The 21,473-nt window shown below is 59.6% G+C and carries 18 protein-coding genes and 1 pseudogene; 15 read left to right on the plus strand and 4 right to left on the minus strand.

The features are described from left to right. The first annotated feature begins 41 nt into the window (after positions 1-41). Entirely contained in the window at positions 42-644 is a 603-nt protein-coding gene (cobO, locus tag QSJ80_RS11665) for a cob(I)yrinic acid a,c-diamide adenosyltransferase (RefSeq protein WP_285764630.1), read from the plus strand. A 41-nt stretch (positions 645-685) separates the two neighbouring features. On the opposite strand, the gene QSJ80_RS11670 is transcribed toward cobO, so the two are convergent. Beyond that, positions 686-3,538 carry a M16 family metallopeptidase gene (locus QSJ80_RS11670; protein ID WP_285764631.1) on the minus strand — a complete coding sequence of 951 codons (2,853 nt, stop codon included), beginning with the start codon at positions 3,536-3,538 and terminating at the stop codon, positions 686-688. A gap of 244 nt (positions 3,539-3,782) precedes the next feature. Here QSJ80_RS11670 and rrtA point away from each other — a divergent pair, with 244 nt between their 5' ends. From rrtA to QSJ80_RS11685, 3 genes are all read left to right on the plus strand, one after another. Continuing rightward, the gene (gene rrtA, locus QSJ80_RS11675; protein WP_285764632.1) at positions 3,783-4,379 is read left to right on the plus strand and encodes a rhombosortase; all 597 of its coding nucleotides are present in this window, start codon (positions 3,783-3,785) and stop codon (positions 4,377-4,379) included. 36 nt (positions 4,380-4,415) lie between these two features. Beyond that, on the plus strand, positions 4,416-5,129 hold the full coding sequence (locus tag QSJ80_RS11680; protein ID WP_285764633.1) for a glutamine amidotransferase-related protein: 714 nt from the start codon (positions 4,416-4,418) through the stop codon (positions 5,127-5,129). A 92-nt stretch (positions 5,130-5,221) separates the two neighbouring features. Further along, a complete protein-coding gene (locus QSJ80_RS11685) occupies positions 5,222-7,399 on the plus strand; it encodes an autotransporter domain-containing protein (protein WP_285764634.1) in 2,178 nt (725 codons plus the stop codon). A gap of 4 nt (positions 7,400-7,403) precedes the next feature. Here the strand turns inward: QSJ80_RS11685 and QSJ80_RS11690 are convergent, their stop codons facing one another. The 3 genes from QSJ80_RS11690 to ettA form a co-directional block, all read right to left on the minus strand. Further along, positions 7,404-8,378, minus strand: a complete 975-nt coding sequence (locus QSJ80_RS11690) for a questin oxidase family protein (RefSeq protein ID WP_285764635.1) — start codon at positions 8,376-8,378, stop codon at positions 7,404-7,406. A 26-nt stretch (positions 8,379-8,404) separates the two neighbouring features. After that, a complete protein-coding gene (locus tag QSJ80_RS11695) occupies positions 8,405-9,199 on the minus strand; it encodes an MOSC domain-containing protein (RefSeq protein WP_285764636.1) in 795 nt (264 codons plus the stop codon). A gap of 212 nt (positions 9,200-9,411) precedes the next feature. Further along, on the minus strand, positions 9,412-11,076 hold the full coding sequence (ettA, locus tag QSJ80_RS11700; protein ID WP_285764637.1) for an energy-dependent translational throttle protein EttA: 1,665 nt from the start codon (positions 11,074-11,076) through the stop codon (positions 9,412-9,414). Positions 11,077-11,189: 113 nt separating this feature from the next. On the opposite strand from ettA, the gene QSJ80_RS11705 reads away from it, so the two are divergent. The 11 genes and pseudogenes from QSJ80_RS11705 to nusB all read left to right on the plus strand — a co-directional run bounded on the left by QSJ80_RS11705 (position 11,190) and on the right by nusB (position 21,467). Next, a complete protein-coding gene (locus QSJ80_RS11705; RefSeq protein ID WP_285764638.1) occupies positions 11,190-11,963 on the plus strand; it encodes an enoyl-CoA hydratase in 774 nt (257 codons plus the stop codon). A gap of 4 nt (positions 11,964-11,967) precedes the next feature. After that, the gene (locus QSJ80_RS11710; RefSeq protein WP_285764639.1) at positions 11,968-13,065 is read left to right on the plus strand and encodes an enoyl-CoA hydratase/isomerase family protein; all 1,098 of its coding nucleotides are present in this window, start codon (positions 11,968-11,970) and stop codon (positions 13,063-13,065) included. 54 nt (positions 13,066-13,119) lie between these two features. Continuing rightward, positions 13,120-14,049 (plus strand): annotated as a pseudogene (gene mmsB, locus QSJ80_RS11715) (3-hydroxyisobutyrate dehydrogenase); the annotation flags it as partial. A gap of 207 nt (positions 14,050-14,256) precedes the next feature. Then, complete coding sequence (glyA, locus tag QSJ80_RS11720) at positions 14,257-15,519, plus strand: serine hydroxymethyltransferase (protein ID WP_285764640.1); 1,263 nt, start codon at positions 14,257-14,259, stop codon at positions 15,517-15,519. Positions 15,520-15,807: 288 nt separating this feature from the next. Beyond that, on the plus strand, positions 15,808-16,932 hold the full coding sequence (locus QSJ80_RS11725) for an extracellular solute-binding protein (RefSeq protein ID WP_285764641.1): 1,125 nt from the start codon (positions 15,808-15,810) through the stop codon (positions 16,930-16,932). Between the two features lie 78 nt (positions 16,933-17,010). Further along, positions 17,011-17,487 carry a transcriptional regulator NrdR gene (gene nrdR / locus QSJ80_RS11730; RefSeq protein ID WP_285764642.1) on the plus strand — a complete coding sequence of 159 codons (477 nt, stop codon included), beginning with the start codon at positions 17,011-17,013 and terminating at the stop codon, positions 17,485-17,487. Positions 17,488-17,501: 14 nt separating this feature from the next. Then, a complete protein-coding gene (ribD, locus tag QSJ80_RS11735; protein ID WP_285764676.1) occupies positions 17,502-18,608 on the plus strand; it encodes a bifunctional diaminohydroxyphosphoribosylaminopyrimidine deaminase/5-amino-6-(5-phosphoribosylamino)uracil reductase RibD in 1,107 nt (368 codons plus the stop codon). Positions 18,609-18,615: 7 nt separating this feature from the next. After that, positions 18,616-19,281: a riboflavin synthase gene (locus tag QSJ80_RS11740; protein ID WP_285764643.1), complete on the plus strand. Its 666-nt coding sequence runs from the start codon at positions 18,616-18,618 to the stop codon at positions 19,279-19,281. Positions 19,282-19,382: 101 nt separating this feature from the next. Further along, positions 19,383-20,498 (plus strand): bifunctional 3,4-dihydroxy-2-butanone-4-phosphate synthase/GTP cyclohydrolase II, encoded by a 1,116-nt coding sequence (ribBA, locus tag QSJ80_RS11745; RefSeq protein ID WP_285764644.1) that lies wholly within the window; start codon positions 19,383-19,385, stop codon positions 20,496-20,498. Positions 20,499-20,548: 50 nt separating this feature from the next. Then, positions 20,549-21,016, plus strand: coding sequence for a 6,7-dimethyl-8-ribityllumazine synthase (gene ribH / locus QSJ80_RS11750; protein WP_285764645.1), 468 nt, complete (start codon positions 20,549-20,551; stop codon positions 21,014-21,016). Positions 21,017-21,026: 10 nt separating this feature from the next. Beyond that, entirely contained in the window at positions 21,027-21,467 is a 441-nt protein-coding gene (gene nusB / locus QSJ80_RS11755) for a transcription antitermination factor NusB (RefSeq protein ID WP_285764646.1), read from the plus strand. Positions 21,468-21,473 lie beyond the last annotated feature (6 nt).

A 21,473-nucleotide genomic window follows, 5' to 3' on the forward strand; every position in this document is an offset into this window, starting at 1 on the left:
ACAGCAAGCGGGAAAGCACTTGCACGAGCTAGGCGAGAAGCATGACTGATTCGAAAAACGAAAAGCACAAGGCCCGTATGCAGGCGCGCAAGGAAATTGTCGATGCCGGCGTGGCCAAGGCGCAGCAGGAGCGCGGCGTGGTGATTATCCACACCGGTGACGGCAAGGGTAAGACCACTGCCGCCATCGGCACCGTGGCCCGTGCACTTGGATACGGTTATCGCGCGGCGGTGGCGCAGTTCATCAAGGGCACCTGGGAGTGCGGTGAAAAAAATTATCTCGAGTCCTCGCCGTTGCTCGAATGGCAGCAGATGGGTACAGACTTCACCTGGGAAACCCAGGACGATGCCGCAGACAGGGCGGCCGCGGAAAAACTGTGGGCACACTGCAAGCGCTGGCTGGCTGATCCGGAAATCTATCTGGTAGTGCTGGATGAGCTGACCTATGCGCTGAACTACAAGTGGCTCGACAAGCAGGAGGTGCTGGAGGCGATCCAGAACCGGCCGGCGGAGCAGAGTGTGGTGATCACCGGCCGCGGTGCCAAGCAGTACCTGCTGGATGCGGCCGATACCGTCAGTGAAATGACCCTGCAGAAGCACGCGTTCCATGCGGGTGTGGCTGCGCGCAAGGGTATCGAGTGGTAATGTATTGAGCGGGCCCCGGTCTTGCCGGGGCCCGTACTTTCTTACACGTCGTAGTTCACTACCTTATAGCCCAGCGCCTCGAGTTGCGGCTTGAGCGTTTCGGCATCACCCACAACTACCATGATCATGTCATCCGGGTTGAGGTGCTTCTTCGCCAGAGAGTTGATTTCGTCTGCGCTGATGCTTTTGACGATCTCTGTCCTTTTCTCTACGAAGTTCGGGTCCAGGTCATACTCGAGAATCTTTGCCAGAAAGCCGAGTTTTGCGCGCGGTGTTTCGTAACGCAGCGCATCTTTCTGATTGATGGCATTGCGCATAAACGCCAGCTCTTCGGCAGTGATGCCGTTGTCGGCGTAGTTCCTGATTTCCTCCATGAATTCCACGATGGATTTGTCCGTCACATCCGCGCGTACTTCTGCGCTGGCGGTGTAGTTGCCGGACAGCAGGTCGCCATCGAAGAATGAGCGGGCGCCGTAGGTATAGCCCTTGTCTTCCCGCAGGTTCAGGTTGATGCGGCTATTGAAGGCGCCGCCCAGAGGGAAATTCATCAGGTAGGCTTTGTAAAACTCGCCAGTGACATCGTAGGTCAGGCTGCGTTTGCCGATGCGGATGGCTGACTGGGCGGCATCTTCCTTGTTGACCAGATAGATGGTGCCAGCCTCTACTGCCGGAACTGGCAGTTCGATAGCGAGCTCCGGTCCCTTGCCCTCCCACTTGGCAAGACTGGTCAGGTGCGGCTCCAGCGCCTTCTGGTCCAGTTCGGAAACCACAATGAGCTGTGCTTTCGCTGGCAGGAAGTGCTGCTCATAAAAAGCCTTTACGTCGTCCACGGACATTTCTGCCAGTGTCTGCTCCGTGCCACCGCCTGGCAGTGCCGCGATATTATCGTCGTGCAACAATTGGCGATAGGCAGTAGAGGCCAGGTAGGAAGCGTTCTTCTTGTTGTTTTTGATGGACTGGATGGCATTGCTGCGGCGCCTTTCGAACTCATCAGGCAGGAGTGCCGGTTCGAACAGTTTTTCCGCAACCAGGTCCATAGTGGCATCGAGATGCTTGCTCAGGGTGTTGATGCTGACGTTGATATAGTGATTGTCAGCGTAAACAGACACCCGGCTGCCCAGCATTTCAAGTGCCTTGGTCATTTCTTCCGCGCTGCGCTTGCTGGTCGACTCGGATAGCATTTGCGCCAGCAGCGAGGCCATGCCGGCTTTCTGCGGTGATGTGTAATAGTGTCCGGCCGGAATCTTCAGTAAAAGCGAAGTCGTGGGCGTTTCTGTACTTTGGGTACCCAGAACCTTGATGCCGTTGGCCATTTCGTTGCGCCACATTTCTGGGACATCAACGGGGCGGTTGGCGCCGGCGGTGGGAATCACGCTGCGGTCGAAATCCGCCTCTGCCCTACGAAGCTTGAGGTCTTCTTCCTTGACCAGTTTGACGGAGTCAATGCCCTTGCGCTTGCCCTGGGTATAGGTGTCTTTTTTGGCCACCATATCCGCCTGGCCATTGGGGACCACGCTCATGATTACTGCGTGATTACCCTTGATGTACTGGCGGTAAACACGCATGACATCTGCCTTGGTGACATTGTTGTAACGGGCAATATCCTCCTCGATGTAATTCGGGTTGCCGGTGAATGTCTCGTTGGAAGCCAGCTGGCTGACCTTGCCGGAGACGCTTTGCAGGCCGAATACAAAACCGGCTTCCATTTGCGCCTTGGCCTTGGTCAGGTCGTCATCCTGAACGCCGCGTTTTTCAAATTCATCCAGCGTGGCGCGGATGACGGTTTCCATATCCGCCAGTGACTTGCCGGATGCCGGGTGTGGCAGTGCGAGCAGGTTGAAGGTGCATGCCAGTTCCTGGCAGGGGTGGCTGGCCTGGGCCTGTACCGCCATCTGGCTCTTCACCAGGTTTTTGTATAGTAATGACGTTTTGCCGCTACCCAGGATGAAAGAAAGTACATCCAGCGGGGCTTCGTCCTCGTGGCGAATGCGTACCGTAGGGAACGATATATGGATCAGCGGCAGGTGGACATTGTCCTCCATGGAGATGTAGCGGTCTTCCTCCAGGCTGGCTGGTGCCTTTTTCGGCTTTGCCACCTCCGGCCCGCGAGGAATCGCGCCAAAATAACGCTCTACCAGTACCAGGGCTTCCTCGATATCAATATCGCCACCGATAGTGAGTGTGGCGTTATTGGGACCATACCAGCGCAGGAAGAATGCCTTGAGGTCATTCACATCCACCCTGTTGAGATCTTCCATGTAGCCAATTACTGGCCAGGAGTAGGGGTGCCCATCCGGATAAAGCGCGGCGGCAACGCGTTCATAAAGTCGTCCGTAAGGGCGGTTGTCAATGCGCTGTCCGCGCTCATTTTTCACCGTTTCCCGCTGTACCTCGAACTTTTCCTGGGTGACCGCATCCAGCAGGTAGCCCATGCGATCCGATTCCAGCCACAGGACTTTTTCCAGCTGGTTTGCCGGTACCGTCTGGTAATAATTGGTGCGGTCGGAGTTTGTGGTGCCATTCATGGTACCACCGGCTTCCGTGATCAGCTTGAAATGCTGCTCGTCCGCCACATTTTCAGAGCCCTGGAACATCATGTGCTCGAAGAAGTGGGCGAAACCGGACTTGCCTACCTCTTCACGGGCAGAGCCAACGTGATAGGTCACATCCACGTGTACCAGTGGATCCGAGTGATCCTCGTGCAGAATCAGGGTCAGGCCGTTGGAAAGGGTGTACTTGTGGTAGGGAATGACGGTTTTGCCGGCTTGCGAGGCAACCTGCTCCACAAATTCCACGCCTTCCGGGAGGGCCGTCTTAGTGGACGGGGTACTGGATTCTTCGGGTGCACAGCCGGCCAGCAGCAGTGCGGCAAACAGTATGGATAAGCGGTTCAAGGTCCTGCTCCTTTATACTTTTATAAGCCTTGAATGGGGTATTGGCTGCTTGTCATTCTATCGGATATGGCAACGGGGTATGGGGTCAGATCGGCCTGAAATGTATCGGTTTGTCTCAAAAGGCCAGGGTTTGGCGCCTGTATCATTGCCTTGTGTGCGGGTCCTGTCGCGCCTCTGGCAGTCGGGTTTATACCTTGCGTTGCCGTAGCGGGCCTCCAATAATGCGGCTATGTCATATTCCCTCATGTTTGAAAAAGTCTCCTCCGCGCTGGGGCCGCTGATCCTGATTGGCCTGGCGGTACTGGCGTTTTTCAGCCCGGACAATATCCGCGAGCTGCTGATCTATGATCGCGGCAGGATCCTGTCGGGAGAGTTCTGGCGCCTGTTGACGGGGCATTTCCTGCACACCAATCTCAATCACCTGCTGCTGAACTGTGCGGCGGTGGCGGTGTTGTGGGTGCTGCACAGCGATTACTACCGGGCGCTGGGGTATCTTTTACTGGTGGTGCTGCTGGCGCTGCTCACCGGGGCCGGACTGCTGTTCTTTTCCCCGTCGGTCAGCTGGTATGTGGGCCTGTCCGGCCTGCTGCACGGACTGATCGTCTGGGGAGGGATTCACGATATCCAGCGCGGCTGGATGACGGGCTACCTGATCGTGCTGGGTACCGCTGGCAAAGTGGCCTGGGAGCAGTTCGGCGGCGATACCAGCGCCGCTGCCGCGTTGATTGGCGCGCCGGTGGCGATCGACGCGCACCTGTGGGGTGCCGTTGCGGGCGCTCTGGTGCCCGGCCTGTGGCTGGTTTTTGGCGGGGGCTGGCGCAGGAGCGTCCGGCAATATTAGAATGATGCTTCGGTTTTTTGAGGTTGGGATTAGGCAATGAAAATTGGTGTACTGAAAACGGATGATGTGCGCGAGCAGCTGGTAGGTGAGTTCGGGGAATACCCGGCGATGTTTGAGCGCCTGCTCAGGGAACAGGACGAGGCGCTGGAGTTCGTGACCTACGAAGTGCAGCATGGCCAATATCCGGCGGATATCGACGAAGTGGATGCCTACCTGATTACCGGTAGCAAGACCGGCGTCTACGATGACAAGCCCTGGATTCCGCCGCTGATGGAATTCGTGCAGAAGCTCAACCAGCGCCAGAAGCCTACGTTGGGAATCTGTTTTGGCCACCAGATTATTGCCCACGCGCTGGGTGGCAAGACGCGCAAGTCCGCGAAAGGCTGGGGCGTTGGGGTGCACAGCTACGAAATGCAGGAAACGCCGGACTGGATGGGGCACAAACCGGAGGGCTTCTCCCTGCTGGTAAGCCACCAGGACCAGGTGGAAGAGATACCACAGAACACCCGTGTGCTGGCCTCCAGTGACTTCTGCCCCTATGCGCTATTGCAGGTTGGTGAGCACATGCTAACCATGCAGGCGCACCCGGAGTTCACCAAGCCCTATTCCAAGAGCCTGATGGAGCTGCGTCGTGAGGCGTTTGGCGACGAGGTAGTGGAGAAGGGCGTTGCATCGCTCAAGAACGATATTCACGAGCAGGTGGTGGCGCGCTGGATGGTGGAATTCCTGCACAGCGCCACTCGGGCGTGAGATTAATCGTATGCCCGTCCCAATAAGCTAAATTTGCAAGGAGGCTTTCAGCCCGGTTAACGGGGGCAATCTTCAGAGGGATATCGAAGATCATGCCAATCCAGGGACGGCGATTCCTGCTCGCCTGCGCGATTGCGATGCATGTTGCGCCGGCGCTTGCGGCCAACTGTAATTCCGACGGCACCTTGCGGTTTATCGGCAAGACCAATGACCTGCAGCAGACCGTCTGGCTGTCGGCTACGACGGCCGGCAGTTTTGCGCTGGAAGCGGCGCAGCAGAACCTGCGTGTCGATGAGTGGAGCCGAGGTTCACCCGGGCTGCACCTCTCTCTTTCCCCTGTGGTGTCCCAGGGGGGCGGTGGTACCCACCGGCTGTTCGATATATCCGGCGACAGGGACTGTCTGCTCGATACCCAGAACCAGCAGGGCGGGATTATCCTGCCGCCAGAAATCATCTTTCCGCCAATCGATCCGCCGGAAGTCCTGCCCCCGATAGGCATTTTGCCTCCGGTTCCCCCTATTGGCGTGCTTCCTCCGGTGGGTATTATGCCTGAGGTACCTGTGGCGGTTTTGCCGCCTATTGGCACCATCCCGCCTACGGGGATCACGCCCGAGGTCCCGGTCGAGGCACGGCCGCCAATCGCGATCCTGCCACCTGAAGGGATTACGCCGGAGAGACCGGTGAAACCGGAGGTGCCGATTGGTACCTTGCCACCGGAGGGCATTACGCCGGAAAAACCGGTAAAACCGGAAGTGCCGATCGGCACACTGCCGCCGGAGGGTATTACGCCGGACAAACCGGTAAAACCGGAAGTGCCGATCGGCACACTGCCACCGGAGGGCATTACCCCGGACAAACCGGTAAAACCGGAAGTGCCGATCGGCACACTGCCACCGGAGGGCATTACCCCGGACAAACCGGTGAAACCGGAGGTGCCCATTGGGACCCTGCCACCGGAGGGCATCACTCCGGAAAAACCGGTAAAACCGGAAGTGCCGATTGGTACATTGCCACCGGAGGGTATTACGCCCGAGGTGCCGGTGCAGCCAGAGGTGCCCATCGGCACTTTACCTCCGGAAGGCATTACCCCGGTGAGACCGGTCAAGCCGGAAGTACCCATCGGCACATTACCTCCGGAGGGCATCACGCCGGAGAGGCCGGTGAAGCCGGAAGTTCCGATTGGTACCCTGCCGCCTGAAGGCATTACCCCGGAAAGGCCGGTGCAGCCGGAATTGCCTCTGCGCCCGCGGCGGTTCGAGCAGCAGGGTGATTATACCGTCTACCCAAACCTGGTCTGCTTCCAGCCGCAGGAAAACAGGGCCGTCTTCCCGAATTACGAGGGTGGCGAGATCCGCTGCCCTGAAGGCTTTTATCTCGCCCAGTATCAGGAGGACGCGAGCCCGGACGGACGGGTGCCAATCACGCCAGGACGTGAGATGGAATACATCCCGGTGGCCAGTGCGGCGCAGCTTGAGTGGAACAGCTGGGTCGATGTGAGTTACCTGGATATCTCCGAAGACCGCCATGGTCTCGACAATGATGGCCATGCCATGCGCTACACAGTAGGTCTGGACCGACGCATCGATGAGGGTGTCGTCCTGGGGATGCGCTTCTCACTTTACCAGTCAGAGCTGGATCGTTTTTCCGGGACCTGGGAGCAGGAGATCGACCGCTATACGTTCGGCCCTTACCTGGCCTGGCAGGTGGCGGAAAACTGGGTACTGGATGCCGCGCTGCGCTACACGGAAATCGATGTCGCCAACCAGTTGTTGTCCCTGAGTGGTTATCTCGACGGGCGCGAGTGGGCCACCACCGTCAGCGCACACGGGCAGTATCGCTTCGATGATTTCAATTTGCGCCCGGGATTTACCGTTTACTGGCGCGATACCACGAACAACTCGATGAGTCTGCGTGGCCGTGTGCAGGACCAGCCGGTAACTATCCGCTTCCCGGGCGAATCTTTTGAGCAGGGGATTGTTGAAGCGACCTTCGAGGCGAATCGCACCTACAAGCTGCGTTACTGCGGTTACCTGATGCCTTTTGCCGAAGTGGGCGCGCGCTATGAATTTGAGCGCCCGGGCGAAGGCCGTATCCTCGCCGGCGACCTCAGTACCCGTTCGACCTCGCCCAGCAGTGGCCTGATCCGGTTCGGCGGGCGCTGGTTGCCGAACAGCGCCACCATGCTGGATGCCGAAGTGGCCTACCAGAGCCTGGGGCAGAGCGGGCTGGATATCTGGGAAGCACGCCTGCTGTTTTCCCACTCTTTCTGATTATTTACGCCTGCATTGCCGCGGCAGCCTGATATTCGGGCCAGCCGTAGTGTGCGGATTCCTCGTGGCAACTATAGGTGAGCTTGATCCGGTGATCGTTGCTGCTGGCGCAGGCGCCCTGGATGAGCGTATTCCAGCCTGGTAGTTCTTCCCGGTTGAGTTCCGGAGAAACTACGGGTTTCGGCCCGGTACTCAGGTAAGCCACAACCAGGCCTTCCCAGTAGCAGCGCAGCGCGAAGCGGGGGTTGTCGCAAAAGGGCAATAACAGGCGCATGGCATGGCAACTGGTGACCCCGTGCAGGAGGGTAAAATCACCGGTGCCCAGGTAGGCATCCAGGGCAACGCGGGCGATATCTTCCAGGTTTATGTTTTCGGGTTGGACTTTGGTCTGCATCCAGTCTGGCTGCCGTACCACATCCAGCATATGGTCGACGATGATACCCTTGCTGAACTCGATTTTCGGGTAGCGCTCGGTGACATCGGCAATGATACGTGCGCAGTTATGCGGTTTGGTCTCCGCATTTGAGGGAAATTCCTGGTAATCCACGGTCCAGTAAGCCAGCGCTGCGGCAGTTTCCTCCGCATGGCGCGCGTCCACCGCATAGGCGAGGCGGATCATCGCGTGGAACGCCGATGTGGCAATGCTGGGCAGCAGGCGCGGCAAAAACTCGCGGATGGTTTTTTCACGTCCGTGCGCTGCAATCTGTTCCTGGAAGAACTGCTTGGCGGGCAAAAAGTAATGCTCGCCCCGGCCACGCAGGGCAGGAAAGTGCAGGTCGGACGCGCCAGCGCTGGCCTCTATCGGCTGCAGGCGTGTGCTGGCTTTATCGAAGTAACCCTGCAGCTGTGCCTGGGTGGCACCGAGGCGATCGAGGGCGATCAACGCCATGGGAAGATGGTTGGCAAGCCGGTTGCCATACAGGTAGTGGAATTTCTGGCCGGCTTCGAGCAGTTCGGCGCAATGCCGGGTAATGCCCATTTAAACGCTCCGTAACCTTGCGCGGGTCATTTGAGAATTTCGATTTTGTCCCCCAAGGATATGCAGCCGGTCGCGCGGTGTACAAGGTTCTGGCCAAAATAGATCTGTCCGTCGTCCCAGCGCCGGAAATCCGCCAGTGTTTTCAGCGGTTCCGAAGAGGCTTCTGCTGTCAGGGGATCTATGCCGGGAATGGCGCAGCGGGCGCAGGGTTTCACCACATGCATTTCGAGTTTGCCGATTCGGATTTTCTTCCAGTCGTCCTCGGCAAAGGGTTCCGCCCCCTGAACCACGATGTTCGGGCGGAAGCGCAGCATGTTGACCGGCGTTTGCAGCCGGCTGTTGAGATCGTCCAGCGATGCCTGCCCGATCAGTAGCAGTGGCATGCCGTCGGCGAAACTCACCTCGGCGTTGTCCGGGTTGTAGTCAGGCGCGACAGGGCGATGGTGCTCGGGGCCCATCCATACCAGTCGTACCTGCTGTTGCAGGCGTTGCTCTAGCCAGTGGGCGGCTGAATCGCCTGCATCGCGGGCAGTGCAGTGATCGCCCCAGATTTCGATCTGGATAAGTGCTGCTTTGTCATCGGGGTAGGGAACGGAAATTTCGTTGCCGTCGGGATCGGCGAGGGCGAGGCCGAGCGGGGTATTGCTGGCCTGCAGTAGCGCCATCCGGCGCAAGCGGCGCTGGGTCACAAACTTGCCGCTGTGATCCACCAGCATCCAGCGGCGGTCGCCGACCGCGCCGTAGGCGTCCAGCTCCAGTTTCACCGGCGCGTGGCCGCGCAGGGATTTCACCGGGAACTGGTAGAGGGCGGATACCTGCATGCTCAACTTCCTTGTTGTTGAGATTTCTGGGGTCAGAGCGAATGCTCTGCCCCCTTAGGTCAATGGTTGGGGTCAGAGCAAAAGCTCTGACCCCAGGGGTCTGGCTCCAATGGTCGGGGTCAGAGCCAAAGCTCTGTCCCCTTAGGTCAATGGTTGGGGTCAGAGCGAATGCTCTGACCCCATAGATCTTTGGCTCTGACCCCATGTGTCCATCAGGTCTTCAGCTTCTTGTAGTGCATCCGATGCGGCGCGGCTTCCTCGCCCTTGCGCGCTACAAAATCATCGTGGTACTCGGAGTAGTTGCCCTCGAAGAACACCACTTCGCTGTCGCCTTCGTACGCCAGGATGTGGGTTGCCACCCGGTCCAGGAACCAGCGATCGTGGGAGATCACCATCGCACAACCCGGGAAGGTCAGCATGGCTTCTTCCAGTGCGCGCAGGGTCTCGATGTCGAGGTCGTTGGACGGTTCGTCCAGCAGCAGCACGTTGGCGCCCTGCTTGAGGGTATGGGCCAGATGCAGGCGACCGCGCTCACCACCGGACAGCTCGCCCACGCGTTTCTGCTGGTCAGTGCCCTTGAAGTTGAAGCGGCCAACGTAGTTGCGTGAACCCACTTCGTAGTTGTTGATACGGAGGATGTCCTGGCCGTCGGAGATCGCTTCCCACACGGTCTTGTCGTCCGGCAGGGCGTCGCGGCTCTGGTCGACGAAGGCAATCTTGACGGTTTCACCGATCTTGATTTCGCCGGAGTCAGGCTGCTCGCTGCCGGTGATCATGCGGAACAGTGTGGACTTACCCGCGCCGTTGCCGCCGACGATGCCCACGATTGCACCCTTGGGCACGCGGAACGACAGGTCTTCGATCAGCACGCGATCGCCAAAGCTCTTGCTCACATTGCAGAATTCGATGACGTTGTCGCCCAGGCGCTCACCCGGCGGAATGTAGATTTCGTTGGTCTCGTTGCGCTGCTGGAATTCTTCGGACTGCATTTCTTCCAGTCGTGCCAGACGCGCCTTGTTCTTGGAACGGCGGCCTTTCGGGTTCTGCTGGGCCCACTCCAGTTCCTGCTTCATGGCCTTCTGGCGAGCCTGCTCGCCGCGGGATTCCTGCTCCAGACGCTGCTCTTTCTGCTCCAGCCAGGTGGTGTAGTTGCCTTCCCACGGAATGCCGTGGCCGCGGTCCAGTTCCAGGATCCAGCCGGCAACATTGTCGAGGAAGTAACGGTCGTGGGTGATGGCGACCACGGTGCCGGTGAAGTCGTGCAGGAAGCGCTCCAGCCAGAACACGCTTTCCGCATCCAGGTGGTTGGTCGGTTCGTCCAGCAGCAGCATGTCCGGGCGCGACAGCAGCAGGCGGCACAGGGCCACACGGCGCTTCTCACCACCGGAGAGCTTGGTCACGTCAGCATCCCACGGCGGCAGGCGCAGTGCGTCGGCAGCCACTTCCAGCTTGTGCTCCAGGTTGTGGGCGTCCCAGGCCTGGATCACGTCCTCGAAACGCTGCTGCTTCTTGGCCAGCTCGTCAAAGTCGGCATCCGGCTCTGCGTAGGCGGCATAAACGGCTTCCAGGCCCTTGAGTGCGTCGATGGCTTCCTGCATGCCTTCCTCGACATTGCCGCGCACGTCTTTTTCCGGGTTGAGCTTCGGCTCCTGCGGCAGGTAGCCGACCTTGATACCCGGCAGTGCACGCGCCTCACCGTTATAGTCCTGGTCCACGCCGGCCATGATGCGCAGCAGGGTGGATTTACCGGCGCCGTTGAGGCCCAGCACGCCGATCTTGGCGCCCGGGAAGAAGGACAGGGAGATATCCTTGAGGATCTCGCGCTTCGGCGGTACGACCTTGCCGACGCGATTCATCGTATACACATATTGTGCCATTTGGAGTCCTGAATTCTTGTGTCGAAAATTTGGGCGCAAGGTACCGAAAGCGACGCTCGGTTTCAATGCCGATTGCTGTATCCTAGTCCGGTTAGTCATACAGGGAGCCATCCGTGACAGATTTGCTCAAGATCGACAAGCAGGGCCACACCACCGTGGTTACCATGAATAACCCGCCAGCCAATACCTGGACCCCGGATAGCCTTAATGCCTTCCGCGAGCTGGTGCTGGAGCTGGGGTCAGACCCGGACAACCGCGCGCTGGTCCTGGCGAGCGACAATGAGAAGTTCTTCAGCGCCGGCGCAGACCTGAAAAAGTTTGCCTGCAGCAAGGGTGACGGCTTCACGTTTATCAATGCCTTCGGTGCCGCCTTCGAGGCCCTGGCGGACTACCCCGGCGTGTCGGTGGCAGCGATCACCGGCTATGCCATGGGCGGCGGCCTGGAGGGCACGCTGGCGTGCGATTTCCGGGTGGCCGAAAAGCAGGCGCAACTTGCGCTGCCGGAAGCCTCCGTCGGATTGCTGCCCGGTGGCCTCGGCACCCAGCTGTTGCCCTGGCTGGTGGGGGAGAGCTGGGCCAAGCGCATGATCCTGCTGGGTGAGCGCCTGAGTGCGGAGCAGGCGCTGGAGATCGGCCTGGTGCAGGAAGTGGTGGACACCGGCAAGGCGCTGGAAAAAGCACTGGAAATGGTTGCTCGGGCAGCAAAACAGTCACCCTCATCGATACGTGCCTGCAAGCAGCTGATCCAGGCGGCCCGACACCGCTCCATGGCCAGTGCCGCCAGCTGGGAGCGCGAGTTGTTTACCAAGTTGTGGGATACGCAGGATCGCGATGAGGGCGTGAGCGCCTTCCTGGAGAAGCGCAAACCGGAATGGAAGGGGCGATAGCGGGATGCAGGAGTCTGTTATTTTTTCCCGCCGCGGCGGACTGGCCATCGCCACACTGAACGCACCAAAGAGCCTGAACGCGCTGTCGCTGGATATGATTGAGTTGCTGAAGCCGCAGCTGGAGCACTGGGCCAGGGATGACACCGTCGGTGCCGTGTGGATCGAGGGCGCCGGTGACCGCGCACTGTGTGCCGGCGGCGATGTAGTCGCCCTGCATAAAAGTGCAGCAGCCTACGGCGAGGAGTTCGACCCGGCTTACGGTACCGAGTTCTTTGCGCGCGAATATCACCTGGATTACGCCATTCATACCTATTCCAAGCCGATTGTGGTCTGGGGGAGCGGCATCGTGATGGGTGGCGGGCTCGGCATCATGGCGGGCGCGAGCCACCGTCTGGTGACAGAGACCACGCGCATGGCGATGCCGGAGATTACCATCGGCCTGTTCCCGGATGTGGGCGGCAGCTGGTTCCTGAACCGGATGCCCGGGCGCACCGGCCTGTTTCTCGGTCTGACCGGAGCCTCTTTCAACGGGGTTGACGCCATCTTCGCCGGCCTCGCCGACCGCATTGTCGGCAGCGACAGCAGGGAGGCGATCCTCGCCGTGCTGGGCAGCCACGAATTCAGTGGTGACACAGCAACCGATCACGCGGCCGTGCATGAATTGCTGAAGGCGGAAGAGCTGGATGCCGAAGCCCAGCCGTCGGCGAACCTGCAGGCGCATTTCGCGCAGATTCAGGCGATGACCGATTTCCCCTCGCTGGCGGCGATCGTACAGTCCATCACCGGGTACAGTGGTGAGGATCGCTGGCTGCAAAAAGCGGCTGCCGGGTTGGCGTCGGGCTGCCCGGTTACACCCGCGGTGATCTGGGCGCAGTTGCAACGTTCCCGCCACCTGTCGCTTAAAGAGGTGTTCCAGCTGGAGCTGGTGATGGCGGTCAACTGCCTGCGGCTTGGGCACTTCAAGGAAGGTGTGCGGGCGCTGTTGATTGACAAGGACCGCAACCCCGGTTGGCGACCCGCAGAGTTTGACGCGGTGACTGCAGACATGGTGGAAGAGCACTTCGTGCTGCCGTGGCCGCAGAACCCGCTGCAGGACCTGTGACTTTCCCATACAGGGCGGGCCGCGCGGCAACGCAACAGAAGCGATTCAGACAATAAGAACAAAGGTACAGCAATGAAATCTTCTAACTCCATCGCGTTTCTCGGCCTCGGCAATATGGGTGGCCCCATGGCGGCGAACCTGGTCAGGGCAGGCTTTAACGTGCAGGCCTTTGATCCGGTCGAAGTGGCGCTGGAGCAGGCCCGCAAGAACGGTTGCGCTATTGCCGCGAGTGCACGGGAAGCAGTGCAGGGGGCGGATGTGGTCGTCACCATGCTACCCAACGGCGATGCGGTCAAAAGCCTGTTCCTGGGGGTGCACGGCCTGCTGGAACAGCTGCCGCCGGAAGTACTGCTGATCGATTGCTCCACCATCGCCGCGAACGATGCGCGCCAGGTAATTGCCGCAGCCGGACAGAAGGGTATTGCCGCGATTGATGCGCCCGTTTCCGGCGGTACGGCTGCGGCAGCAGCCGGTACGCTCTCATTTATGTGCGGCGGAGATGCTGAAGCGATTGCGCGCGCTCGCCCGGTACTGGAAGCGATGGGGGCCAATATCTTTCACGCGGGCCCTGCCGGTGCCGGCCAGGTGGCCAAGACCTGCAACAATATGCTGCTCGCCATCCAGATGATCGGTACCGCCGAGGCACTGCAGCTGGGGGTGGACAATGGCCTGGACCCGGCGGTGCTATCGGAAATCATGCGGTCCAGTTCCGGCGGCAACTGGACCCTGGAAAAATACAATCCTTACCCCGGGGTGATGGAAGGCGTGCCTGCCAGCAACGGTTACCTCGGCGGTTTCGCGGTGGCACTGATGCTCAAGGACCTGGGCCTCGCCATGGATACCGCCGCCGGCAGCGCATCCTCTACCCCCCTGGGCGCGTTGGCCAGGAACCTGTACCAGCTGCATGGCGGTACGGAGGCCGCAAAACGGCTGGACTTCTCCTCGATACAGAAAATGTTCAGTCGCCCGGTCGGCAAGGAATAGCGCGCCAGATTCAGTTAGCCAGCCCGGGATATCCAACGGCCAGCGGGGCGTGGCCCGATCCGCGCAAAGCCCCGTCCGGCGGCGATTTCACATGCGACCGCATCAGTCACTTGGTGTACAATGCGCGCCTTTCTACACTTCTCACTGGTATTTACCGGGGCTGACGGCCTCGGCCGGTGAAATTTCGTACAAATGCCGAGGGCTGCCATGTTTGATAAATCCGCCACTATCGCCTCGTTTGATCCGGACGTCTGGGATGCCATCCAGAAGGAAGATCGTCGTCAGGAAGAACACATCGAGCTGATTGCTTCTGAGAACTACACCAGCCCGCTGGTGATGGCGGCGCAGGGCAGCAGTATGACCAACAAATACGCCGAGGGTTACCCTGGCAAGCGTTACTACGGTGGCTGCGAGCACGTCGATGTGGTGGAAGACCTGGCCATCGAGCGCGTCAAGAAACTGTTCGGTGCGGACTACGCCAATGTGCAGCCGCACTCAGGCTCCCAGGCCAACGCTGCGGTATACCAGGCGCTGTGTGCGCCGGGCGATACCGTACTGGGCATGAGCCTGGCCCACGGTGGTCACCTGACTCACGGCTCCAAGGTGAATTTCTCCGGCAAGATCTACAATGCGGTGCAGTACGGCCTCAACGCCGAAACCGGCGAGGTGGATTACGATGAGGTCGAGCGCCTGGCGCTGGAGCACAAGCCGAAGATGATCGTCGCAGGCTTTTCCGCATACAGCCGCGTGATGGACTGGGGCAAGTTCCGCGAGATCGCCGACAAGGTTGGCGCTTACCTGTTTGTGGATATGGCCCACGTTGCCGGCCTGATCGCCGCTGGCCTGTACCCGAACCCGGTGCCGCACGCTGACGTGGTGACTTCCACTACCCACAAGACCCTGCGCGGTCCACGCGGCGGTATCATCATTGCCAAGGCCAACGAGGAAATCGAGAAGAAGCTGAATTCTGCGGTATTCCCGGGCGGCCAGGGTGGCCCGCTGATGCACGTGATCGCGGCCAAGGCTGTTGCGTTCAAGGAAGCCATGGGCGATGACTACCGCGCATACCAGCAGCAGGTGCTGGACAACGCGCGCGCCATGGCGGAGACCTTCCTGGATCGCGGTATCAACATTGTGTCCGGTGGTACCGATGATCACCTGATGCTGGTGGACCTGATTGGCAAGCCCTACACCGGTAAGGATGCTGACGAGGCGCTAGGCAATGCCAACATCACCGTGAACAAGAACGCGGTCCCGAACGACCCGCGCTCACCGTTTATCACCAGTGGCCTGCGTGTCGGTACGCCGGCAATCACCACCCGAGGTTTCGGTGTCGAAGAGACCAAGCAGCTCACCCACTGGATCTGCGATGTGCTGGAAAGCCTGGAAAACGGCACTTCCGAGCAGGTCATCGGAGAGGTGAAAGCCAAGGTCCTCGAGATCTGCGGCCGCTATCCGGTTTACGCCTGATCTGATTGCCAGGGCGCCGTGCAATGCGGCGTCCTGATCCCGCCTCCTGATCCCGCCTAACTCTCAGTCTCTCTTGTCCTGCGAGTGTTGCTAACCACTTCCTAACCACTCTCCTACAGCATCGTTAACCCGTATTTCGTGGCACGTTTGCGCCAAAATGTGGCCTATCAGTCATAAATGGAAAGGACTAAAGTTCCAAACTTTGGTTTAATTTGCGTTGTTTATACCAATAAGTTTGTACATTTGTGCCAGTAATAAATGGTGTCTGGCCGGTTATTAGGGGGAAATATGCAGGTTAAAATGGTTCACCTGTACCAGTTTGTCGGAGCCCTGATCGTGGGGCTGGCTGTCGCGGCCGCCGCGAAGGCCCAGGCCCAGCAGCGCGAGCTGAATTTTGCCAACTGGTCCGAATACATCGCCGAGGACACCCTCACCAATTTCGAGCAGCGTACCGGTATCAAGGTCAACTATGTGGAGTTTGACGATATCGAGGAGCTGGAGGAAATGTGGCTGAAGGAGGGGCGCTCCTTTGATGTGATCGTGCCGGGCTCCGATAACATTCCCTACTATATCCAGCGCGGCGCCATCAGTAAGCTGGACCCGGAGCGCATCCGCGGCTGGAAGCGCAATGACCCGGCCTTTATGGAGCGCCTGCGCAACTTCGATCCGGCCAACGAGTACGCCTTCCCGTTCCTCTGGGGCACTGTGGGTATCGGCTACAACGTGGAGAAGGTGCGCGAGGCCTTCGGCGGCACCCTGCCACCGGACAGCTGGGACCTGCTGTTTGACCCGGAAAACCTGGGCAAGCTGGCCTCCTGTGGTGCCACTCTGATGCGCTCGCCGGAGGAGATCTTCGATGTAGGGCTCAAGTATATCGGCAAGGATCCCAATGATTTTGGCCGCGGCGCCCAGCGCCAGGTGGGTAGCCTGCTGGCAAAGGTGCGTCTGCACATCACGGACTTCGATTCCGGTGAATATGTCGAGGAGTTGATCAGCGGCAAGCGCTGTATCGCACACGGCTGGAGCGGCGATATCCTCGAAGCGCAGGAGCGCGCCAAAGAGGCCGGCAAGTCCCACAATATTCGCTACATCATGCCCGAGGAGGGCTTCCCGTTGTGGGTGGATGTGGTTTCCATGCCCACCAATGCGCGCAATGTGGACGAAGCCTACGAGTTCATGAGCTACCTGATGGAGCCCGAGGTCATTGCCGAAATCTCCAACGAGATGCACTACGCCAATGCCAACCTGGAAGCGGAGCCCTTCGTGGCGCCGGAGCTGTTGCGCAACCCGATTGTGTACCCGGATGAGGCGACACTGGCCAATACCTGGATCCCGCTGGCGACCCCGCGGCCCATCAATGACTTGCGCCAGCGCCTGTGGCTGCGCCTGATCGAGCGCGAGAAAATCTTCTGATTGGTTGTGCGCCCCGTTTCGGGGCGCACTTGACTCCAAATGTGGTAATATTCGCGCAATTTTGCAGCGAGTCGCACCATGCACTGTCCATTCTGCAGCGCAGCCGATACCAAAGTGATCGATTCCCGCCTGGTGGCCAATGGCGACCAGGTGCGGCGCCGTCGTGAGTGCCAGCAATGCCGTGACCGGTTTACCACTTACGAGGTGGCGGAACTGGTGCTGCCGCGGGTGGTCAAGGAGAACGGCCGCCGCGAGCCTTTTGACGAGGAGAAGCTCCGCGCTGGCATTCTGCGTGCTGTCGAGAAACGCCCGGTCAGTATGGAAAAGGTGGAAATGGCCGTTGCCCAGATCAAGCACTTCCTGCAGGCGACAGGCGAGCGGGAGCTGCCATCGCGGATTATTGGCGAGCAGGTGATGCAGCAACTGCGCGCACTGGACGAGGTTGCCTATGTGCGCTTTGCTTCCGTGTATCGCCGTTTTGCGGATATCAGCGAGTTCCGCGAAGAGATTGATCGCCTCCAGACCGAATCTACGGACAAGACCGAATCCCAGTGAATCCTGTTGAATTGATATCACGCGCCGTGCAGCTTGCAGGGCGCGGCCTTTACACGACCATGCCGAACCCGCGCGTGGGCTGCGTGATCACCGATGCAGACGGCAATGTGCTGGGCGAAGGCTGGCACGAGCGGGCCGGTGAACCCCATGCGGAAATCAATGCCCTGCGCGCAGCGGGGGACAAGGCCCGGGGCGCCACTGTAGTGGTGACGCTGGAGCCCTGTAGCCATACCGGCAAGACCGGCCCCTGTGCCCAGGCGCTGATTGAAGCGGGCGTATCGCGGGTGATCTTCGGCATGGAAGACCCGAACCCGGAAGTGGCCGGGCGCGGCCTGCAAATGCTGAAAGGTGCCGGTATCGAGGTGGAAGGCCCGGTACTGGAAGAAGAGTGTCGTGCACTGAATCCCGGCTTTATCAAGCGCATGACCCTGGGGCTGCCGTTGGTGCGCTGCAAGACCGCCGTCAGCCTGGATGGCCGCACCGGTATGGCCAGTGGCGAATCCAAGTGGATCACCGGCCCGGCCGCGCGTGCGGATGTGCAATTGTTGCGTGCGCGTTCCTGCGCTGTGGTGACCGGCGTCGAGACGGTATTGCACGACAACCCGTGCATGAATGTGCGTGCCGACGAAATGCCGCTGCCAGCAGAGCAGGCAGAAAACGTTGCCGAAGTGCAGCCGTTGCGGGTAATCGTTGACAGCAAACTCCGCACCCGTACCAGGTCTTTTATCCTGCAGGAACCGGGTGGTGTTCTGATCTGTACGCTGGCGTCTGCGCCAGAAGAAAAACGGGCGGCACTGGCAGCGGCTGGTGCAGAAGTCATCGTGCTGCCGGAGCGTGAGGGCCGGGTTGACCTCGGGGCGCTGTTGCAGGAGCTGGCGCGTCGCCAGTGCAACGAAGTACTGGTGGAGAGTGGCGCAACTCTGGCGGGCGCCTTTATGTATGGCGCCCACGTAGATGAAATTATCTCGTACATCGCGCCGAAGCTGCTGGGCAGCAGCGGCCGGCCGATGTTCGAGCTGCCGATTGCGAAGATGGGTTCGGTGTTGCCGATCACCATCACTGACGTTCGTGCGGTCGGGCATGACTGGCGGATTACCGCCAGCACGGATATAGAAAGGTAACCGAATTATGTTTACCGGGATTATTGAAGCCATCGGCGAGATCGCGGAAATCAAACCGCAGAGCGGCGACCTGCGCCTGCGCATCCGCAGCGGCAAGCTGGATCTTGGAGATGTTGCGCTGGGCGACAGTATTGCTACCAATGGCGTATGTCTGACAGTGGTGGAGTTGCCGGGCGATGGTTACTGGGCCGATGTGTCCTCGGAAACACTCAGTGCGACAACTGTCGGTGACTGGAGTGTGGGCACCAGGGTCAACCTGGAAAAGGCGATGAAGCCGGAGACCCGCTTTGGCGGCCATATTGTCAGTGGCCATGTGGATGGTGTTGGCGAGATTGTCTGGCGCCGCCAGGAGGCAAGGGCAGAGCGGTTCCGTGTACGTGCGCCGGCGGAGTTGGCCAAGTATATCGCCCATAAGGGTTCCATCACCGTAGATGGCACCAGCCTCACGGTAAACGCCGTGGATGGAGCCGAATTTGAACTGACGATTGTGCCGCACACGCTGCAGGAAACCGTGATCGATGGTTACCGTGCCGGCACAAAAATGAACCTTGAGGTGGACGTGATAGCGCGCTACCTCGAGCGGCTATTATTAGGGGATGCCGCCGCCAAGCCGGAAGGGGAAAGCGGGCTGACCATGGAATTCCTGGCGCAGCACGGTTTTAACAAGGCTTGAATATGTGGGGTCAGGTAAATGGGGTCAGAGTGAAGCCAACTCTGACCCCGTCTGTCCCTGACCCCATTTATCCCGGTACAAGCGCAAACAAATGAGACAACATGCAACTTAACAGCATTGAAGAACTGATCGACGATATTCGCCACGGCAAGATGGTCATCCTGATGGATGACGAGGATCGCGAGAACGAGGGCGACCTGGTGATGGCAGCCGAGCAGGTGCGCGCCGAGGACATCAACTTTATGGCGACCCATGCGCGTGGTCTCATCTGCCTGCCGATGACGCGCGAGCGTTGCGAACAGCTGGACCTGCCGCTGATGTCGCGCGATAACGGTGCCCAGTTCAGCACCAACTTTACTGTTTCCATCGAGGCTGCCGAAGGCGTTACCACCGGTATCTCCGCTGCCGACCGCGCGCGCACCGTGCGTGCTGCCGTGGCCCGCAATGCCAAGCCGAAGGATATCGTGCAGCCGGGGCATATCTTCCCGATCATGGCGCAGCCTGGTGGCGTGATGAGCCGCGCTGGCCACACGGAAGCGGGTTGTGATCTGGCACGCCTGGCGGGCTTTGAGCCGGCCGCGGTGATCGTTGAAATCATGAACCAGGACGGCACCATGGCGCGTCGCCCGGACCTGGAAGAGTTTGCGCGCGAGCATAACCTGAAGATCGGCACCATTGCGGACCTGATCAACTACCGCGCGCTTAACGAGAAGACTGTTGAATGCGTGAACGAGCGCATGGTACGCACAGAGTATGGTGAGTTCACCCTGCGTACCTACCTGGACAAGGCGCGTCAGGAGCGTCACTTCGCGTTTTACAAGGGCGACCTGAACCCGGAAGACCCCACGCTGATTCGTGTACATGTTGGCAACACTGCGCGTGATGTGCTGACCATCCAGCGCGCCGAAGATCGACAGTACACCCCGTGGACTTTCCGCCGCGCAATGCAGCGCGTTGAGAAGGAAGGCAAGGGTGCGGTGATCCTGATCTGTCATAACGAGACGACAGAGGAAATCGAGGAAAGCATCGACTGGATGATCGCCGGCAAGCAGGCGCGTCCGAGCCAGGACCTCGTTTACAAGCAGGTGGGCACCGGCTCACAGATCCTCAAGGATCTGAATGTGCGCAAGATGCGCCTGATGAGCGCGCCGTTCAAGTTCAGCGCCATTTCCGGCTTCGACCTGGAAGTGGAAGAGTACCTGAACCCGGAAGACTGATTTTTTACTACGCGGCCATCGATGCCGAGAAAAAACGAAACGGACTGACTATGAGCATCAAGACCATTGAAGGGGATTTCAGCAGCTGCAAGGGCAAGTACGCACTGCTGGTGAGCCGTTGGAACAGCTTTGTGGTAGAGAGCCTGAAAGACGGCGCCCTCGATACCCTGCGTCGCCACGGTATCAAGGAAGATGACATTACCATCTACTACGCACCGGGCGCTTTCGAGTTCCCGCTGGCGGCCCAGAAGCTGGCCGCTACCGGCAAGTTCGATGCAATCATCGCACTCGGTGCAGTGATCCGCGGCGGTACTCCGCACTTCGAATACGTTGCGGGCGAGTGCACCAAGGGCCTGGCCCAGGTGTCCCTCGATGCGGGTATCCCGGTTACCTTCGGTGTGCTGACCGTGGACTCCATTGAGCAGGCCATCGAGCGCTCCGGAACCAAGGCGGGTAACAAGGGTTGTGAAGCGGCGGAAACCGCACTGGAAATGGTTTCCCTGATTTCCAATATTTGACGAGCGATTTATGACAGTCACAGCATCTGCGCGCCGTAAGGCGCGTCACTACGCCATGCAGGCCCTGTACCAGTGGCACATGGCGGGCGCGAACCTCAATGCCATCGAGGCCGAGTTCCATGCCGACAACGACATGGGCAAGGCGGATATCGAATACTTCCGCGATCTCTTTTACGGTGTTGCGCGTAACCTTGGCGAGGTCGAGTCGGCGTTCGAGCCGCACCTGGACCGCCCTGTGGACGATCTGGACCCGGTATCGCGTGCACTTTTACGCATGGCGACCTACGAGCTCAAGAGCCGCATGGATGTGCCGTACAAGGTCGTGATCAATGAGGCGGTTGCGCTGGCCAAAAAATTTGGTCCGGCTGACGCGCACAAGTTTGTAAACGGTATCCTCGACAAGACTGCGGCAGACCTGCGCGCGATTGAAGTTGCGGCTGACCGCAAATAACGCATC

The sequence above is a fragment of the Biformimicrobium ophioploci genome, from assembly GCF_030270605.1.
In the GTDB taxonomy this organism is placed as follows: Bacteria; Pseudomonadota; Gammaproteobacteria; order Pseudomonadales; family Cellvibrionaceae; genus Biformimicrobium; species Biformimicrobium ophioploci.

Bases quoted from the DNA above. Each gene is read 5' to 3' on its own strand.
- QSJ80_RS11740 (WP_285764643.1), top strand. From the start codon at position 18,616: ATGTTTACCGGGATTATTGAAGCCATCGGCGAGATCGCGGAAATCAAA.
- nrdR (WP_285764642.1), top strand. From the start codon at position 17,011: ATGCACTGTCCATTCTGCAGCGCAGCCGATACCAAAGTGATCGATTCC.
- cobO (WP_285764630.1), top strand. From the start codon at position 42: ATGACTGATTCGAAAAACGAAAAGCACAAGGCCCGTATGCAGGCGCGC.
- ettA (WP_285764637.1), bottom strand. From the start codon at position 11,076: ATGGCACAATATGTGTATACGATGAATCGCGTCGGCAAGGTCGTACCG.
- ribBA (WP_285764644.1), top strand. From the start codon at position 19,383: ATGCAACTTAACAGCATTGAAGAACTGATCGACGATATTCGCCACGGC.
- QSJ80_RS11710 (WP_285764639.1), top strand. From the start codon at position 11,968: ATGCAGGAGTCTGTTATTTTTTCCCGCCGCGGCGGACTGGCCATCGCC.
- QSJ80_RS11680 (WP_285764633.1), top strand. From the start codon at position 4,416: ATGAAAATTGGTGTACTGAAAACGGATGATGTGCGCGAGCAGCTGGTA.
- nusB (WP_285764646.1), top strand. From the start codon at position 21,027: ATGACAGTCACAGCATCTGCGCGCCGTAAGGCGCGTCACTACGCCATG.
- glyA (WP_285764640.1), top strand. From the start codon at position 14,257: ATGTTTGATAAATCCGCCACTATCGCCTCGTTTGATCCGGACGTCTGG.
- QSJ80_RS11695 (WP_285764636.1), bottom strand. From the start codon at position 9,199: ATGCAGGTATCCGCCCTCTACCAGTTCCCGGTGAAATCCCTGCGCGGC.
- ribH (WP_285764645.1), top strand. From the start codon at position 20,549: ATGAGCATCAAGACCATTGAAGGGGATTTCAGCAGCTGCAAGGGCAAG.
- QSJ80_RS11725 (WP_285764641.1), top strand. From the start codon at position 15,808: ATGCAGGTTAAAATGGTTCACCTGTACCAGTTTGTCGGAGCCCTGATC.
- QSJ80_RS11685 (WP_285764634.1), top strand. From the start codon at position 5,222: ATGCCAATCCAGGGACGGCGATTCCTGCTCGCCTGCGCGATTGCGATG.
- rrtA (WP_285764632.1), top strand. From the start codon at position 3,783: ATGTTTGAAAAAGTCTCCTCCGCGCTGGGGCCGCTGATCCTGATTGGC.
- QSJ80_RS11690 (WP_285764635.1), bottom strand. From the start codon at position 8,378: ATGGGCATTACCCGGCATTGCGCCGAACTGCTCGAAGCCGGCCAGAAA.